At 49.9% G+C, this 17,831-nt stretch carries 18 protein-coding genes; 10 read left to right on the top strand and 8 right to left on the bottom strand.

Annotated features, from left to right (window positions below; translation table 11 throughout):
* Positions 1 to 38 precede the first annotated feature (38 nt).
* Genes cpxR through trmL form a run of 3 tightly spaced genes read left to right on the top strand, consistent with a single transcriptional unit; the run spans position 39 to position 2,614 of the window.
* Complete coding sequence (gene cpxR / locus JK198_RS11965) at positions 39 to 734, top strand: envelope stress response regulator transcription factor CpxR (protein WP_212708014.1); 696 nt, start codon at positions 39 to 41, stop codon at positions 732 to 734.
* The gene (gene cpxA / locus JK198_RS11960; RefSeq protein ID WP_212710608.1) at positions 731 to 2,107 is read left to right on the top strand and encodes an envelope stress sensor histidine kinase CpxA; all 1,377 of its coding nucleotides are present in this window, start codon (positions 731 to 733) and stop codon (positions 2,105 to 2,107) included. The genes cpxR and cpxA overlap by 4 nt, the downstream gene beginning before the upstream one ends.
* 36 nt (positions 2,108 to 2,143) lie before the next feature.
* Positions 2,144 to 2,614 carry a tRNA (uridine(34)/cytosine(34)/5-carboxymethylaminomethyluridine(34)-2'-O)-methyltransferase TrmL gene (gene trmL / locus JK198_RS11955; RefSeq protein WP_212710609.1) on the top strand — a complete coding sequence of 157 codons (471 nt, stop codon included), beginning with the start codon at positions 2,144 to 2,146 and terminating at the stop codon, positions 2,612 to 2,614.
* A gap of 37 nt (positions 2,615 to 2,651) precedes the next feature.
* On the opposite strand, the gene cysE is transcribed toward trmL, so the two are convergent.
* From cysE to JK198_RS11930, 5 genes are all read right to left on the bottom strand, one after another.
* A complete protein-coding gene (gene cysE / locus JK198_RS11950) occupies positions 2,652 to 3,473 on the bottom strand; it encodes a serine O-acetyltransferase (protein WP_212710610.1) in 822 nt (273 codons plus the stop codon).
* Positions 3,474 to 3,550: 77 nt separating this feature from the next.
* Positions 3,551 to 4,570, bottom strand: coding sequence for an NAD(P)H-dependent glycerol-3-phosphate dehydrogenase (gene gpsA / locus JK198_RS11945; protein WP_212708018.1), 1,020 nt, complete (start codon positions 4,568 to 4,570; stop codon positions 3,551 to 3,553).
* Positions 4,570 to 5,028, bottom strand: coding sequence for a protein-export chaperone SecB (secB, locus tag JK198_RS11940; protein WP_212708019.1), 459 nt, complete (start codon positions 5,026 to 5,028; stop codon positions 4,570 to 4,572). Before secB ends, gpsA begins: the two co-directional genes overlap by 1 nt.
* A gap of 42 nt (positions 5,029 to 5,070) precedes the next feature.
* Positions 5,071 to 5,325, bottom strand: a complete 255-nt coding sequence (gene grxC / locus JK198_RS11935; protein WP_212708020.1) for a glutaredoxin 3 — start codon at positions 5,323 to 5,325, stop codon at positions 5,071 to 5,073.
* A 19-nt stretch (positions 5,326 to 5,344) separates the two neighbouring features.
* On the bottom strand, positions 5,345 to 5,776 hold the full coding sequence (locus tag JK198_RS11930; protein ID WP_212708021.1) for a rhodanese-like domain-containing protein: 432 nt from the start codon (positions 5,774 to 5,776) through the stop codon (positions 5,345 to 5,347).
* 263 nt (positions 5,777 to 6,039) lie between these two features.
* Between JK198_RS11930 and envC the strand changes: the two genes are divergently transcribed.
* The 6 genes from envC (at position 6,040) to JK198_RS11900 (ending at position 12,652) form a co-directional block, all read left to right on the top strand.
* Positions 6,040 to 7,329: a murein hydrolase activator EnvC gene (envC, locus tag JK198_RS11925; protein WP_212708054.1), complete on the top strand. Its 1,290-nt coding sequence runs from the start codon at positions 6,040 to 6,042 to the stop codon at positions 7,327 to 7,329.
* Between the two features lie 2 nt (positions 7,330 to 7,331).
* Positions 7,332 to 8,246 carry a divergent polysaccharide deacetylase family protein gene (locus JK198_RS11920; protein ID WP_212708022.1) on the top strand — a complete coding sequence of 305 codons (915 nt, stop codon included), beginning with the start codon at positions 7,332 to 7,334 and terminating at the stop codon, positions 8,244 to 8,246.
* A gap of 243 nt (positions 8,247 to 8,489) precedes the next feature.
* Complete coding sequence (gene rfaD / locus JK198_RS11915) at positions 8,490 to 9,422, top strand: ADP-glyceromanno-heptose 6-epimerase (protein ID WP_212708023.1); 933 nt, start codon at positions 8,490 to 8,492, stop codon at positions 9,420 to 9,422.
* A gap of 14 nt (positions 9,423 to 9,436) precedes the next feature.
* Entirely contained in the window at positions 9,437 to 10,498 is a 1,062-nt protein-coding gene (gene rfaF, locus JK198_RS11910) for an ADP-heptose--LPS heptosyltransferase RfaF (protein ID WP_212708024.1), read from the top strand.
* Positions 10,486 to 11,463 (top strand): lipopolysaccharide heptosyltransferase RfaC, encoded by a 978-nt coding sequence (gene rfaC / locus JK198_RS11905; protein ID WP_212710611.1) that lies wholly within the window; start codon positions 10,486 to 10,488, stop codon positions 11,461 to 11,463. Before rfaF ends, rfaC begins: the two co-directional genes overlap by 13 nt.
* A gap of 67 nt (positions 11,464 to 11,530) precedes the next feature.
* On the top strand, positions 11,531 to 12,652 hold the full coding sequence (locus JK198_RS11900) for a glycosyltransferase family 9 protein (RefSeq protein ID WP_212708026.1): 1,122 nt from the start codon (positions 11,531 to 11,533) through the stop codon (positions 12,650 to 12,652).
* Here JK198_RS11900 and JK198_RS11895 read toward each other — a convergent pair.
* Positions 12,594 to 13,871, bottom strand: a complete 1,278-nt coding sequence (locus JK198_RS11895) for an O-antigen ligase family protein (RefSeq protein WP_212708027.1) — start codon at positions 13,869 to 13,871, stop codon at positions 12,594 to 12,596. The two genes, JK198_RS11900 and JK198_RS11895, sit on opposite strands and share 59 nt — an antisense overlap.
* A gap of 180 nt (positions 13,872 to 14,051) precedes the next feature.
* Positions 14,052 to 15,041, bottom strand: coding sequence for a deacetylase (locus tag JK198_RS11890; protein ID WP_212710612.1), 990 nt, complete (start codon positions 15,039 to 15,041; stop codon positions 14,052 to 14,054).
* Positions 15,042 to 15,205: 164 nt separating this feature from the next.
* Between JK198_RS11890 and JK198_RS11885 the strand changes: the two genes are divergently transcribed.
* Complete coding sequence (locus tag JK198_RS11885; protein WP_212710617.1) at positions 15,206 to 16,291, top strand: glycosyltransferase; 1,086 nt, start codon at positions 15,206 to 15,208, stop codon at positions 16,289 to 16,291.
* Between the two features lie 4 nt (positions 16,292 to 16,295).
* Here the strand turns inward: JK198_RS11885 and JK198_RS11880 are convergent, their stop codons facing one another.
* Positions 16,296 to 17,408, bottom strand: a complete 1,113-nt coding sequence (locus JK198_RS11880; protein ID WP_212708029.1) for a glycosyltransferase family 9 protein — start codon at positions 17,406 to 17,408, stop codon at positions 16,296 to 16,298.
* Between the last annotated feature and the right edge of the window lie 423 nt (positions 17,409 to 17,831).

The following is a 17,831-nucleotide window of genomic DNA, read 5'->3' as shown; positions in this document are numbered from 1 at the left end:
CCATGGAACACGGTATTTTTCCTGCGGAGGAAAACATAATGAATAAAATATTGCTGGTTGATGATGATCGGGAACTGACATCTTTATTGAAAGAATTGCTGGAGATGGAAGGCTTTGAGATCATCGTGGCAGATGATGGTGAACAGGCATTATCTTTACTGGATAGTTCCGTTGACCTGCTGCTGCTAGATGTCATGATGCCGAAGAAAAATGGTATCGACACACTGAAAGAGTTACGTCAGCAGCATCAGACACCGGTTATTATGCTGACAGCCCGCGGCAGTGAGCTCGACAGAGTGCTCGGCCTGGAACTGGGTGCCGATGACTACCTGCCAAAACCGTTTAATGATCGCGAACTGGTTGCCAGAATACGTGCCATTTTGCGTCGTTCTAACTGGAGCGAGCAACAACATACAGAGACAAGCTCTTCTTCACTACAGGTCGACCATCTTAAACTTAATCCCGGGCGTCAGGAAGCCAGCTTTGATAATCAAGTCCTGGACCTGACCGGTACCGAGTTTACGCTTTTGTACCTGCTGGCACAGCACCTGGGACAGGTCGTCTCCAGAGAACATCTCAGTCAGGAAGTATTGGGGAAACGACTCACTCCTTTTGACCGGGCCATTGATATGCATATCTCAAATTTGCGCCGTAAGCTGCCTGAACGGCATGATGGTCACCCCTGGTTTAAAACCCTGCGAGGCAGAGGCTACCTGATGGTTTCAGCCTCATGATAAGCAGTTTAACCACCCGCATCTTTGCTATTTTCTGGCTTACGCTGGCCTTAGTATTGATGCTGGTATTAATGGTACCAAAGCTCGACTCCCGGCAGATGACATCATTACTGGAAAGTGAACAGCGCCAGGGCGTAATGATCGAACAGCATGTGGAGGCCGAGCTGGCGCAGGACCCACCCAATGACCTGATGTGGTGGCGCAGATTATATCGGGCTATCGATAAATGGGCCCCTCCCGGCCAGCATTTACTGCTGGTAACTTCAGAGGGAAGAGTCATTGGCGCACGCCATAATGAAATGCAGATTATCCGTAACTTTATCGGACAATCTGATAATGCCGATCATCCGCAAAAGAAAACCTATGGCCGAATCGAAATGATTGGCCCGTTCGCGGTTGCTGACGGTGAAGACAACTACCAGCTGTATATGGTCCGTCCGGCCACCAGCTCACAGCTGGACTTTATTAATCTGTTATTTGACCGGCCTTTATTACTGCTGATTGTGACTATGCTGATTAGCTCTCCCTTATTATTATGGCTGGCATGGAGTCTGGCAAAACCAGCCCGTAAGCTGAAGCAAGCTGCTGATGAAGTCGCCGCAGGTAACTTAAGGCAGCATCCGGAGCTTGAGTCAGGACCACAGGAATTTCTGGCCGCCGGGGCAAGTTTTAACCAAATGGTCAGTGCGCTGGAACGGATGATGACAGCCCAGCAACGGCTACTGTCAGATATCAGTCATGAGCTGCGCACCCCCCTCACTCGCTTACAACTGGCAACGGCCTTACTGCGCAGGCGTTCGGGCGAAAGTAAAGAGCTCGGCAGAATAGAGATGGAAGCCAAGCGACTGGACGGTATGATCAATGACTTATTAGTACTGTCACGGACTCAGCATAATAACGCCCTGGTCAGTGAAGCGATGAAAGCGAACCACCTGTGGAATGGTGTGCTGGAAGATGCCAAATTTGAAGCCGAACAGATGGGAAAAAAAATGGAGGTTCCTTATCCGCCCGGTCCCTGGCCTTTATACGGTAACCCCCATGCACTGGAAAGCGCGCTGGAAAATATTATCCGTAATGCACTGCGTTATTCCCATACCCACATCATCGTCAGTTTCTCTGTAGACCGGGAAGGTATCACTATTCATGTGGATGATGATGGTCCGGGCGTGAGTCCGGAAGACCGGGAACAAATTTTCCGGCCGTTTTATCGTACTGATGAAGCGCGCGACAGGGAATCCGGCGGAACCGGACTCGGGCTGGCGATTGTTGATACGGCATTACAGCAGCATCATGGCCGGGTGAAAGCCGATGACAGCCCGCTGGGTGGCTTACGCCTGACTATCTGGCTTCCGTTATACTCTGCACGTCAATAATTTGATATTCTGCGGCTCTCGTCAGCGGGAGCCCTTATGATTAATATCGTTTTGTTTGAACCAGAAATTCCACCGAATACGGGTAATATTATTCGGCTATGTGCCAACACCGGATTCGCTTTACACCTGATTGAGCCCCTTGGGTTTACCTGGGATGATAAGCGCCTGCGGCGGGCAGGACTCGACTATCATGAGTTCACAGCAATTCGCCGCCATGCCAGCTATCAGGCATTTATCGATAGTGAACAACCTGCACGCCTGTTTGCGCTCACCACAAAAGGCACACCGGCACACAGTGCTGTTTCATGGCAGGCGGGTGATTACCTGATGTTCGGACCGGAAAGTCGTGGTCTGCCGGCAGAAATACTCGACAGCTTACCCGCCATGCAGAAAATACGTATTCCTATGGTGCCTCAGAGCCGCAGTATGAACCTGTCCAACTCAGTCGCGGTAGTCATCTATGAGGCGTGGCGCCAGCTGGATTACGCCGGAGCCTTAGTAAAATAGAACAATCACGGGGGAATCTTCTCCCCCGGTATTTTACTCAGATCCCGTCGCCAAATTCGAATCCGGCCACCGTACCATTAAAATGCTGGTCCATATCCATTGCCGGTTTCTCACTGGCCGGACGACCAACAATACGCGCAGGTACACCGGCGACAGTCGTATGCGGAGGAACGGGTTGTAACACAACCGATCCCGCGCCTATTTTCGCGCCACGGCCAACTTCAATGTTACCTAAAACTTTCGCGCCGGCACCAATCATCACACCTTCACGGATCTTCGGATGACGATCACCGCAGGTTTTACCGGTTCCCCCAAGAGTCACCGATTGCAGAATCGAAACATCATTTTCGATCACTGCAGTTTCCCCGACCACGATCCCGGTTGCATGGTCGAGCATAATCCCGCAGCCAATAGTCGCCGCCGGATGAATATCAACCCCGAATGAAACTGAAATCTCATTCTGCAGATATACCGCCAGAGAACGACGGCCTTCTCTCCACAACCAGTTACCAATACGATAGGCCTGTAAGGCATGAAAACCTTTCAGGTACAGCAGAGGAATTGAATACTTGTCCACTGCAGGATCCCGCTGACTGACCGCGGCAATATCGCGGGCAGCCGACAGGATCATCGACGGGTCTTTACGGTATGCTTCTTCAACGATTTCACGGATAGCAATTGCCGGCATAATCGGGTTGGCCAGTTTGTTGGCCAGCATATAGCTCAGCGCACTGCCGAGATCGTCATGTTTCAGTAATGTCGCGTGAAAAAAACTGGCCAGCATGGGTTCACCTTCCGCCAGACTCCTGGCTTCTGAAATAATACTTTCCCAGATTTGCGCTAACTCTTCAGACGACATGACTGCACTCCCGATAAAAAAGCGCCCCGTAAGGCGCTTATATAAGCTTAATGGCTGGCAACATAAAACACCTCTGTTCAGAGGGCTTCTTTTTCATCTTTTCTTTCACGGCCAAGCAGAGACAAGGCAGCATCCCTGGCCGGTTTTCCACAATAAAGGACCTGGAAGATTTGTTCTGTGATTGGCATTTCAACACCAGCCCTGGCCGCCAGTGCCCTCACTTCTTTCGTATTACGGTAGCCTTCGACGACTTGTCCGATACTTGCTTCAGCCGCACTGACGCTATTCCCCTTGCCCAGCAACATACCAAAGCGCCGATTGCGGGACTGATTATCGGTACAGGTCAGCACGAGATCACCCAGTCCTGCCATTCCCATAAAAGTCGAGGGATCCGCACCCAGCGCAGCACCCAGTCGGCTCATTTCGGCAAGCCCGCGGGTTATCAGTGCGGTTCTGGCATTAGCACCGAAGCCAATACCATCAGAGATCCCGGCACCAATCGCAATGACATTTTTCACCGCGCCACCTAACTGAACTCCGGTCAGGTCATGATTGCTGTAAACCCGAAAGCTTTTTCCGCAATGCAACTTTTGCTGTAAATCCTTAGAAAACTGCGGATCAGTCGACGCCAGGGCAATCGCCGTCGGCATACCTGACGCCAGCTCTTTGGCAAATGTCGGCCCGGAAATAACCGCCAGCGGGATAGAAGGACCAAGGATTTCTCTGGCAACATCTTGCAATAAACGGCCAGTCTCCCGCTCCAGCCCTTTCGTTGCCCAGACCAGACGTGAATCAGACTCCAGACAAGGCTGTATTTGTGCCAGAACGTCACCAAATACATGGCTGGGTACCACGACCAGGATATCCTGGCTGGCGGCAATAGCCTGTGCCAGAGAGGACTCAATCACCAGATTATCGGGAAATACGACATCAGGAAGAAATTCAGTGTTACAGCGGTCAGCCTGCAGCCGTTCAAGATGCTGAAGATTATGCCCCCATAAAACGACCGGATGGCCATTACGCGCCAGCGTAATGGCCAGAGCGGTGCCGTAAGAACCGGCACCGATAACACTGACAGAATTGCTGCGGTTACTCATCAGGCTTCCTGCGGAGCACTACCTTCCTGTTCCTGCAGGTAGTTCATAAATAATGCATCAAAGTTCACCGGAGCCAGGTTCAGCTGCGGGAAGGTTCCGCGGGAAACCAGACCAGAAATACACTCACGTGCATAAGGGAACAGGATATTCGGGCAGTAAGCTCCCAGACAATGGGCCATCTGAGTCCCTTCAATGCCGGAAATCGTAAAGATCCCTGCCTGCTGGACTTCGCACAGAAACGCGGTATCTTCACCCACGGTCGCTGTCACAGTGACACGTAAAACGACTTCATAAATACCGTCAGCCAGCTGTGAGGATGCTGTATCCAGATCCAGTTTCACTTCAGGTTCCCACTCTTTCTGGAAAACCTGAGGAGCATTAGGCGCTTCAAAAGAAATATCTTTTGTATAAACACGTTGGATCTGGAACGTCATTTCGCTGTTATTTTGTTCTGACATGGTACTTGGTCCTGTTAAGTTGAAATTTGTTTCACCTGAAACTCAGGCTTGCAATAAAGGGTCCAGACCGTGTTCTGCCTCAAGGGCATACAGGTCATCGCAACCACCAATATGTTTTCCGTCAATAAAAATTTGAGGTACCGTGCTGCGGCCACTGCGCTCTATCATCCCCGCACGCTTTTCGGCATCGCCATCAATAGCAATCTCATTAAACGCTGCGCCTTTTTTCTCTAACAGTGCTTTTGCACGATGGCAAAACGGGCAGGTCTGCTTAGTGTAAATATCAATTACTGGCATTGTCAGCACCTCTGATAATTTATTTACCGCGAACCAGCGGAAGATTTTCACCACTCCAGCCACTGATGCCGTCTTTTAACACGGATACGTTTGCAAAACCTGCCGCGCTCAGCTGCCCGGCAGCTTCACCGGAAGACTGTCCGGTCGCACAGGTAACAATCACCGGCTGGTTTCTGAATTTTTCCAGTTCAGTCAGGTGGCCTTTCTTAATCTCTGCCGCGGCCAGGTTCACAGCACCTGAGATATGCCCGCGGCGGAAATCGTCGCGTGAGCGCACATCAACAACTACTGCATCTTGTTTGTTAATCAGATTAGTCGCTTCGCTGCGGCTAATTGTTTTAACTTTAGAAAACAGCCCCTTAAAAGTAGTAACAATCACCAGAACCAGTAAAGCGACCCAGGCCAAACACAGGACCAGGTGATTGCGTGCAAATTCCATAATATCTTGCATGGGGGGTAACAACTCCAGACCGGACAAAAATAAGATAATATAAGGATTCTGAGTATACCTGCGCAGCCAGGCATGTACAGACACTAAACACGGGAAGGCGTGATTTATGCGTCATTTTACCTGACAGATGCTGAGTTCTGGCACTCAGACCTTACCTGTTGTCTGATTATGCCATTAATGCCGGATACAAACTATAAATCCCTTCCGGGAGGCTGGAAAGCAACTATGCATCGTGAAATAATCACCGCCCTATGACGAAAAAAATGCCTGTTCCCTGTATTTTGCCAGACAACGCTTCCCCGTCACCGAAACCACGCAGGGAGCGACCGACACTGGCCTCTGGCCTGCTGTGTGCGGGCATATTGTGCTTGTCTTTTACCGCCCATGCTGCTGACGATAATAAAGCGCAACTCAAATCTATACAGCAGGACATTGCGAATAAAGAGAAGAGTGTCCGTTCGCAAAAAATTCAGCGCAGTAACTTACTGGATCAGCTGCAGAGTCAGGAAAAAATCATTGCTCAGGCCAGCAGGCAATTACGTCAGACGCAAACCACGCTTGAAGGTATTAACCGCGATATCGCGGCCCTTGCCCGATCAATCGCACAACTGGAACAACGCCAGGCCAGGGAAGAAAGTCTTCTTGCACAACAGCTGGACGCAGCATTTCGCCAGGGACAACACAGTGGTATTGAACTGCTGCTCAGTGGTGAAGCTGGTCAGCGAAATGACCGGATACTGACCTATTTCACCTATCTGAATCAGGCACGCCAGCAGAACATTGAATCACTGAAACAGACCCGGGCAGAACTGGCGGAAAAGAAAACGATCCAGCTGCAGAAACAACAGCAGCAACAGCAATTACTGAGCCAGCAACAGGCACAACAAACCCGTCTGGAGCAGGCAAAATCCGCCCGCCAGAAAACACTCAGTGTGCTGGAGTCTTCACTGGAAAAAGACCAGGCAGACCTGGTTGAAATGCGCCAGAACGAAAGCCGTTTACAGGAAAAAATAGCCCGTGCAGAACAGATAGCCAAAGCACGCGCCGAACAGGAAGCCCGGGAAGCTGAACAGGTCAGACAACGCCAGGCACAGGCCCGCGCCAAAGGGTCAACTTATCGTCCTACGGAAGGTGAACAAGAGCTGATGGCCCGTACCGGAGGCCTGGGCCGGCCGGCCGGACAATATCCATGGCCGGTTCAGGGAAAACTGTTACACCGGTTTGGAGAAACACTGCAGGGTGAGCTACGCTGGAAGGGGTTAGTCATCGCCGCACCTGAAGGTACCGATGTCAGAGCAATTGCCGACGGGCGGGTTATCATGGCTGACTGGTTACAGGGCTATGGCCTGGTGATTGTTATTGAACATGGTCAGGGTGATATGACTCTGTATGGTTACAACCAGAGTGCTCTGGTTAATGTGGGTGCTCAGGTCAGAGCAGGCCAGCCTATCGCTCTGGTGGGAACCAGTGGCGGACGCGGTATACCGTCACTGTATTTTGAGATCCGCCGCCAGGGGCAGGCTGTAAACCCCCTCAGCTGGTTAGGGAAATAATTGTGCTGCATCGTCTGAAGATTGTCGCGTTCATCAGTGGCCTGCTGATTTGTCAGGCCGCTTCTGCTGCTAAACTGGCTATTGTTATTGACGATTTTGGTTACCGGCCAAAAGAAGAAAATCAGGTATTACAGATGCCTGCAGCGGTTTCTGTCGCCGTATTACCGGATGCCACCCATGCCCGTGAAATGGCAATAAAAGCACATCAGACCGGCCATGAAGTGCTGATCCATTTACCCATGGCCCCTCTGAGTAAACAACCTCTGGAAAAAAACACCCTCACTCCGGAGATGAGCAGCGCTGAAATTACCCGTATCATTCAGCTGGCTGTCAGCCATGTCCCTTATGCTGTCGGTCTGAACAACCATATGGGCAGTAAAATGACCTCCAGTCTGCCCGGTATGATTAAAGTGATGCAGGTCCTGAATCACTATAACTTCTATTTCCTGGACAGTATGACCATAGGTAATAGTCAGTCGGTAAACGCCGCTCAAGGCACCAGCGTCAGGGTATTGAAACGCAAAGTCTTTCTTGATGATACACAGAATGATGCCGATATCCGTAAGCAGTTTCTTCGCGCCGTAAACCTGGCCAGGCGTAATGGTTCAGCCATTGCCATCGGCCACCCGCACCCCGCGACCGTCAGAGTCTTACAGCAGATGCTGGCGGATCTGCCTGCCGATATCACGCTGGTACGCCCCAGTCAGCTGCTTAATGACACCCCGCACTCCTCCGCCAGTCATGGGGTAAAAAAACCTGCCGTGACCAGGGAAAATACGGTAACTCATGCCGGGTTAACTGCACAATGCCGTACCCTCCACGCACCTTCCCCATTGCTGCCTTCAGCCGGTATAGCAATGATTTATACCAGTATTAAAAACAGCCAGTTTATACAGGATATAAAAAGCATATTCTGACCGGTAACGGCCATTCTTTTCTGCGGAGAACAATGGCCTGTATTCCCTCTGCGATACCTCTCTGAAAAATATTCAGTCACACAACAGGTGGCCAGCTGACTGAATATACCAAAATATGTTGCAGAACGTTTGAAGCTTGTTTCCCGGAATAACAGACTCTGCCTTTACTGAGCGTGAAATGATATGATCGCGCGATATAAACGTGGTATTCCATACTTCACGTCTTCACTTAAGGGCAGGCTTATGATTATCGTTACTGGTGGCGCCGGCATGATCGGCAGCAATATAATAAAAGCACTGAATGACCGAGGTTATACGGACATTCTGGTGGTAGATAACCTGAAAGATGGTACTAAATTTGCCAACCTGGCAGACCTGAATATCAGCGACTACATGGATAAAGAAGAGTTTCTTGTCAGTGTACTGGCAGGTGATGATTTCGGGCCGATCGAGGCCGTTTTCCATCAGGGTGCATGCTCTTCCACGACCGAATGGGATGGCAAATACATGATGGATAATAACTATCAGTATTCAAAAGAGCTGCTGCACTTCTGTCTCGAGCGCCAGATCCCCTTCCTGTATGCCTCTTCTGCAGCGACCTATGGCGGACGGAACGATAACTTTATCGAACAGCGCCAATATGAAGCCCCGCTAAATGTTTATGGTTACTCCAAAATGCTGTTTGACCATTACGTTCGCAGTATTCTGCCAGAGGCAGAATCTCCGGTGTGTGGCTTCCGTTATTTTAACGTGTACGGTCCGCGTGAAGGTCATAAAGGCAGTATGGCCAGTGTTGCCTTCCACCTGAACACACAGATCACCAACGGTGAAAACCCTAAATTATTTGATGGCAGCGAAAACTTCCAGCGTGATTTCATCTACGTACAGGATGTTGCTGCGGTTAACCTGTGGTGCTGGGAAAATAATATATCAGGGATCTATAACTGTGGTACCGGCCGTGCTGAGTCGTTCCAGGAAGTCGCTGATGCGGTACTGGCATGGCATGGCACCGGCGAAGTGGAATATATTCCGTTCCCGGAAAAACTGAAAGGACGCTATCAGGCTTACACTCAGGCAGATCTCACCAACCTGCGTGCAACCGGCTATGACAAACCGTTTAAAACAGTCGCTGAAGGTGTGGCTGAATATATGGCATGGCTGAATAACAAAGCATAAGAGATTTTCCGGCGATGAAAATATTGGTGATTGGCCCTTCATGGGTTGGCGATATGATGATGTCACAAAGTCTTTATCGCACACTTAAAGCACAATACCCGGACGCCACGATTGACGTAATGGCTCCGGGGTGGTGCCGGCCATTATTATCCAGAATGCCCGAGGTCAATCAGGCTATCGCCATGCCGATTGGTCACGGGGCTCTGGCCTTAAAAGAACGTCGACAGATTGGCCGTTCACTGCGTGAAAGTCGTTACGATCGGGCTTACGTGTTACCGAACTCGTTTAAGTCAGCACTGGTGCCTTTCTTCGCCGGAATCAAAAAACGCATTGGCTGGCGGGGTGAAATGCGTTACGGCCTGCTTAACGATGCCCGGATACTGGATAAAGCAGCCTTCCCGTTGATGGTCGAACGCTACGTAGCGCTGGCTTATGATGCGGGACAAGTCACATCGGCGGCAGCATTGCCCCGGCCATTATTGTGGCCGCAACTGAGTGTCACTGAAGCAGAAAAAACCGGGACCGCCAGCCTTTTCTCTCTGCCGGCCGATCGCCCGCTGATCGGTTTTTGCCCCGGCGCTGAGTTTGGTCCGGCAAAACGCTGGCCTCATTATCACTATGCGGCACTGGCACAAAAACTGATCGCGAAAGGCTACCGTATCCTGCTGTTCGGTTCAGAGAAAGACTACCAAACCGGCGAAGATATTCTCCAGAGCCTGGACACAGCAGATGCTGCCTGCTGCTATAACCTGGCCGGTAAAACACGGCTGGAACAGGCGGTCATCTTACTCGCCAGCTGTACTGCCGTTGTCAGTAACGACTCTGGTCTGATGCATATTGCTGCGGCGTTACACCGGCCATTAATCGCATTATATGGCCCCAGCAGTCCTGACTTTACACCGCCATTATCCAATCAGGCTCGTATTATTCGCCTGATTTCAGGCTATCATAAAATCCGAAAAGGCGAAGCAGACCTTGGTTATCATCAGAGTCTGATTGATATAAAACCTGCGCGTGTTATGGATGAACTCACCATATTACTGGCCCCCACGCAGGAGAATGAATGCAGGTCCTGATAGTTAAAACTTCCTCGATGGGAGATGTGATCCATACTCTCCCTGCTCTGACCGATGCAATGCAGGCAATTCCCGGAATACGGTTTGACTGGGTAGTTGAAGAAAATTTTGCGCAGATCCCCGGGTGGCACCCGGCAGTGGATCAGGTATTACCCGTTGCTATCCGTCGCTGGCGTAAGCACTGGTTTGGCTTGCAACAACGGGAAGAGCGTTTCCGGTTTAAGCAACAACTGCGCCAGCGCCAGTACGATATGGTGATTGATGCCCAGGGGCTGATTAAAAGTGCAGCCCTGGTTACCCGGCTGGCCCGCGGCGAAAAACACGGGGCGGACAGAAACAGTATCCGTGAACCTTTTGCCTGCTGGTGGTATGACAAGCGACATGTTATCGGCCAGCAGCAACATGCGGTTGAACGAATCCGGGATTTGTTTGCCAAAAGTCTCGGGTATGAAAAACCGGCGGGCCGTGGTGACTACGCAATCGCAGGCCATTTTATTCATCACCTTCCCGCCGATGCAGGACGCTATATGATATTCCTGCATGCGACCACCCGGGATAATAAGCACTGGCCTGAGCAGCACTGGCGTGAACTTATTGAGCGGGTCGCGGCCAGGGGCTATTGCATAAAGCTGCCCTGGGGGACCGAAGCAGAATACCAGCGTGCCGTACGGCTGGCAGAAGGACAGCCACAGGCTGAAGTACTGCCCCGGCTTTCACTGGCAGAAGTTGCGCGGGAACTGGCGGGTGCAAAAGTCATTGTCTCTGTCGATACCGGACTGAGCCATCTGGCCGCAGCACTGGACAGGCCGAACATCACTCTTTATGGCCCGACAGACCCGGGGCTGATAGGCGGTTACGGGAAAAACCAGATTGCCTTAAGACCGGAAACGGGTGACCGTATGAGTGATATTTCAGCTGCTAAGGTTGATCAGCAAATAAAGCGATTAGCCGATGACTCAGACTAACTTCGCCTCTGTCACAGACATCGCCGGGTTCAGTCATTATGTACTTTATTAAGAGTAACCGATAACCATGTGGAAGAAAGTAAAGTACTGGAACCGGCAAAAAAACCATCTGCTTCGCCGGCTGAAGCTGAAGCTGGTGTGTATGATGTTTGATATGACCTGTCGCCCGACAGCGCCGGACCTGAAAGCGATTAAAAAGGTTCTGGTACTCCGTGATGACAATAAAATTGGCGATATGATTGTCTCGACCGGCCTGTTTGACCAACTGCATAGTGCAGGTCTCCGGGTGGATGTCGTGGCAGGCAATGCCAACGCATTTATTGCTGAGTCCCTGCCACAGGTTTCAGCGATATTTTTATACCCGCAGAAAATTCTGCAGATCCTGCAGACTGGCTGTCAATTACGCCGACAGAAATATGATTTAGTGATCGATTTCGGTGATTATTTATCACCGGTATATTACAGCTTTATCAGCCTGATCAATGCCCGTCATACACTTGGTTTTAATAAGCCTCAGTTCTGTCGTTATGACCTGAATGTCACTGATACGGCTATCGACCAGCACATCACCACCCGCTATAAAAAAGTATTAGCCATGCTCGGCCTGCCATCGGACACTTATCGTTATCAGTTACAGGTTCCGGACATTCCACGGCGTGAGGCAAACGCTTTTATACACTCACTGCCATCGGATGCGATCGTGGTGTTGAATCCTTTCGCCGCCAGCAAAGACCGGATGTTGTCACCGCAGCAGATCTCCGCTTTTACCCGGATGGTGAACCAAATCGCGCCTGAACTTCAGGTCATCGTCATTGGCCCGCCTGATTTACTGGCCGCCACAGAAATCCCTGTCACTGCGATAAAAAATCCCTGTGATTCTTTCTGGAGTGCGGTAGTTCTGGTTCAGCGTGCCAGACTGCTTATCTCCCCCGATACATCATGGGTGCATGTTGCCTGCGCTTACCAGACTCCGCTTATCGCTTTATATAAAAGTAAAATAATTGACGGGGGACTGATCAATAATAAAGTCTGGGCACCTGGCTTTCAGCCCTCAGTCCAGATCATCACTGATAAGAACAGTGTCGCCGACATAGAGCCACAGGCTATCGCCGGCGCACTGAAACAATATCTCAGACCTGCTGAGATTTCTGAACCTGTCCCCCGACAGCACACAGACAAGACAGTGTAATCATTAACCCGAAGAAAATCGTCTGTTCACGACTGATCAAGGGGACATCCGTCAGACCGTATCCCGCCAGGCACAGCAATGTCAGCAGTAATAGTGTATTCCTGCACTTTACTGCCTGATAAAACAGCGTCAGATAAAAAGCCCATAATACTGTCAGACCGATAATCCCTTGCTGACTCGCTGTTTCGATACTTTCATCATGTAAATGAACCATCGCATAGTCGAGAGCAGATTGATCTGTGCCATGCTGAGCGACATAAGTACTCATATACTGGTAACGCTGCTCTTTGCTCATACCCCATGGGTGGTGTTTAAATACCGCCAGTCCGACCTGCCACATTGCCAGACGGGTACCTAACGATGTTGCATCATTACCGTTACTTTGCCGGTAAACACTGAGATCGTTTTCCGTGGAATGCACCCGCTCAGAAATTTCCCCGCGGAATAAAAATACCAGGCAAGCCAACGTCAGCAAGGCTACTGACAGTACTTTTAACTTATGCCGTGAGTGTGAATTCACCAGCAGACACACCAGAAAAATAAGCGGATGCAATACAATGGCGGAACGGGTTCCTGTATGCAGGATTAACCAGTATGAACACAGAAAAATAATAAATGCCTGCAGATAACCCCGAACAGATCCCTGAGATAATACCAGAAAAGCCAGTGCCAGACTGATACAGGAGTACATATATGAGGCATCCGTTGAACGGGTATTATTGAATTCAATTCGGTCCATCCCGTGCCACACCTGGACAATACCAATCAGGGATGTCAGCAGAAATGCCAGCCAGAGCGTTGTTTTTATCAGTGACCGTTTTGCCGGGATTCGGTGACTGTTTTTCATCAGATACATCATAATCACTGCAGCGAAAAATAATCGTTTCCCTGCCTGCAAATAGGCGTTATACATATTTGCCACAGCCGCATCACCGTAAAAGATCAGAAACCAGAAAATTTTTACTAATGCCAGTAAAATCAGCATCAAAGAAATTATCCCCGGATAACGACGCAGATGTCTGATATCAACACATATGGCCACCAGTGCAATATAACCGGAAATAAAAAAACAGTTTCTGGCCAGCGCTGTATCCACCAGCGTCAAAACAACGGATGCGGCAGCCAGTAAAAAACAGATTACCGGAAAAAAATCATTGCGAAGACTTTTTTGCAGAGATAACGGAAAGCGAGAGGAAAGTGCGGTAAAAAAATTATTCATGTTGATTACGGTTACCTGCTCAGTCGGAGTAACGGGATGTCCGTGACAGATTTTCCTGACAGAGACTGTGGCTGATATTTTATACGGACAACCACAGGATAATCTTCAACAGCCTGTCAGAAAATCAGATAATTTTGTAACTAAAATGAGCACCGCAGCTAATACCGGCCCGTTATGGTTTCACCGGCGAATACTGCGAGGCGATTCAGCCTGCCGCGTTATATAAGACTGATAGTATTCGAACAGCGTCATTCCGGTCGTCCGGCTATGCAGACAGCTGAATAATTGTTCAAGGTTAGCATAGAGGGCCTCAATATCTGCTGCGGTTTTAAAGGTCGGACTACCGCCTGGCATAAACTCGGAAGAGTGCAGCATAAACTCGACATAATCGCTACCAGCCGCCAGATTCCTCTCAACCACCCGTTTCATCGCCGGTAAATTATCACGTGAAGGTCGCAGCCAATACACCGACGGTGAACGGTGCCTGCCTCGTAATTTATCCACTCCCTGTTTCAGACGGGTAACCATCGGAGAATGTTTATAGTCTGTGCTCATCGGAACTTCCAGCAGTCCGTGGCTGCCTGGCCTGGAGATATCTTCCGGATCAATAAAATAAGCCTGCCGCGGAAAATGCGTATAATCGGTACCACCGTTACCCTGTGGCGCACCGGAATTAAATGCCCAGTTCACCCGCGGGGTCACCGAACAGTCAACACAGTAACCAAGTTTACTGAGGATCGCCGCATAGCGTTCGTCAAATGCCCAGCGGCCGGCACGATGACTACGCATTGGTGTCTGGAAAGATTCTTCCAGTAATTCGGTCATAAACCGGACTTTCGCGATTAACTGATCATCAGGATATTCGATCAGGTAAGGCTGCCACTTCCAGTCATCATCGGTCAGAGGGTATTCCGGCGGGCTGTTCCAGGCATGTAAGTGCATACCCACCTCACCCTGCTGTCGGGTAATAACGTCTCTGGCAAATTCGACATAAGCCGGATCCCTCGCCATCTCATAGTTCGTCAGCCATGTAGGTTTAAACTGATACTTTTCGCACAACGCCTGAAAACGTGGCAAAAAACGGGTGTTTTCTGTAGCGATATTGCGGTGATTTTGCCAAAGGTTGTCACCTTCAGTATCGATTGTGATAAGAAAAGCCGGTTTGGTCATAGGTTATCTCTGATGTTTACCTGAAGGTTTTTCTGTTATTTTTACATATATTCGCAAGAGCGCCGACCCGAATCGGCTATCAGCATTACACTCTCAGCCCGTTTGTTATCTCTGTACGTTTTCTTATCAGAAGGATATCTGTAGTGTCACAACGTCATATCGCGATGATTATTGATGGCCTGCCCGGCGGCGGTGCTGAAAAAGTCGTATTAACACTCACCCGCGGATTGCTGGGGCTGGGACACCGGGTTTCCCTGCTTTCGTTACGTGAAGTATGTGATTATACACTACCTGAGGGGATTGATTATCGGGTGATTACCGACAGCTCCCGCGCCCCCTGGCGTAAGCTCACCGAACTTTCCCGTCGCGCGGCGGCACTCGATAATGCATTCCGCCAACTGACTACCAGTGCTGGTCAGGCAGACCTGGTTATCTCTCATTTACATAAAACTGACCGTATTGTACGCCGTAGTAAAGTCATTGATCCGCAAAAAACCTGGTTCTGCCTGCATGGAGTTTTCTCCAGTGCTTATCTTGGTCACCGTACCGGTTTTTCCCGCTGGTTAAAGGCAAAAAAAATTCACCGGGTTTACCAGAAACGCAATATCGTTGGTGTGTCACAGTATGTTGTCGAAGACCTCTGTCATCAATTTTCGGTAACGCCAAAAAGACAGGACGTTATCGCTAACCCTTTTGATTTTGAAGATATTTTGCGGTCTGCAGCCGCGCCAGTCCCGTTACCGGAAAAAAGTTTCCTGCTGCATGTCGGCCGTTTTCATACCGTAAAACGCCATGACCGCCTGCTAAAAGCCTACGCCTTAAGCGGTCTGCAATGGCCCCTGGTGCTACTGGGTGAAGGTTCTCCTGAACGTATGCAGCAATTAAAAAATCTGGCGCAGGAACTCGGCATCCACGACAGGGTGATATTCCGGGGATTTCAAAGTAATCCGTATTGTTGGATAAAAAACGCCCGGATGCTGATTCTGAGTTCCGACAGTGAGGGATTTGGTAATGTACTGGCAGAAGCATTGATTTGCGGAACCCAGGTCGTCAGTACCCGTTGTCCGGGCGGGCCGGCAGAAATATTAACCGGGGCATTGTCTGCAGGTCTGGCTGATCTGACAGCAGAATCATTAGCCGAAAAAATCAGACAAACAGATAATCACCCGGTGACAATAACGCCTGATGCCCTGAAAAATTATCAGCTGAATACTGTTTGTCAGCATTACCTCGGACTGATACCCGGTTAATGCTTCAGCTTTTGTCCTGTGGCTGGTGAGTCTCTTTCATCCTGACCAGCATCCCGAAAACATCCTCAACAGGTATCGCTCTCAGTGGTTCCTGTTGATCGGTCACCCGGGGATCCTCCATCGGTAAATAGATATAACGATGTAAGTGCTTATCCTGATAGGGGCCACTGCTGTGCGGAGACTCACTGACAAACAAACTCAGGGTCGGTGTTTTAAGTGCGAGCGCCAGATGTAAAGGACCGGTATCCCCGGTCACCAGGATATCCATTGAAGAGATAATCCCTAACAGCTCCGGTAAACTGGTTTTTCCTACATAACTGGTTATCGCCGTTTTAACGTCGGGGCTGGCGCAGGCGAATACTTCCTCCGCCAGAGAAACTTCAGCCGGTGACCCAATCAGGACAATCTCAGTGCCCGGGTATTGATGAACAATCCGCTCAGCCAGTCCGGCAAAATACTGCGGCGGCCAGCAGCGAATTTTTGTTGATGCTCCCAGCTGAAAACCAACGCGATATATCCCGGCATCTTTTGCCTGAGGGGTATAGTCGCAGGGCACCGCCATATCCACATTGTCGGTGTTACATCCCAGGGCTGACACCAGCTGCATTTTCCGGTTAATAATATGCCCCGGACACTGGTCAAGCCCGAATGTCAGCCAGCGGGATAGCCTGCCAATATCTTTACCGTAATTATCCCGAACCAGATACCGGCAACCACTCATCGCAGCGCTCAGGACATCATAAGGCAGGTGAGAGTGCAGCATTATCGCCATTTCCGGAGCAAATACTTTTGCGCGGCGGGCAAATTCGGTGACTGTGCTGAATTTGTTATTCCAGAACAACACATCATCGCAGAAGTCACGGCGGGTAAGTAATTGCTTATATTTCGGATGGGCGACCAGAACAATATGGGCCTGCGGATAACGCTGACGGATAGCCCTCAGTGCCGGCGAATTAAACATATAATCCCCCAGTGCGGTCGTGGAATACACCAGAATACTGTTGAATGTCCGTTGTGCCAGCTGACGTCTTTTTTCGTCAGTGCCCAGGGAATGACGATGGAAAAGACTCAGCCAGAGATCCACCAGACCAATCTTCTTCTTCTTACTCTCTCTCATGTTTAACTAGCTTGATCCTGTTAGTGTGAAGTAAGTGCATACGCTCTGATAATTCAAATAAAAGCGGTGCTTTCGCCCCTTTTATGATTATTCCCGGGATTGTTCACGCTTAGCTGACGTGATTAACGTTCGCGCATGCAGGGCCGTCATTTCTGTTTGCTGAAATATTCGGGACAATAGTACCACCAGTGATGAACTGACTGACGGTATGTTTTGTGCGTGCGAAATCATTTTGATTGCCTGCCTGAGTACCGGTAGCAAAAACGACTTATAACAACCTCATATTCAGAATTTTTCAGATAACGCTGCGCCGGAAGAATATTGATGATGATCGGCAATATTCATGGCCGGTAACAGGATTTCATCCCGGCCGTCATATTTATTTGTTACAGTGTGGCTGAAGCGGATCCGGTTTATCATTGC

The sequence above is a fragment of the Tatumella sp. JGM91 genome (genome assembly GCF_018257575.1).
GTDB lineage: Bacteria > Pseudomonadota > Gammaproteobacteria > Enterobacterales > Enterobacteriaceae > Tatumella > Tatumella punctata.
The sequence above is the reverse complement of the archived record's forward strand: the minus strand, read 5'-3'. Positions and strand labels throughout refer to the sequence as shown.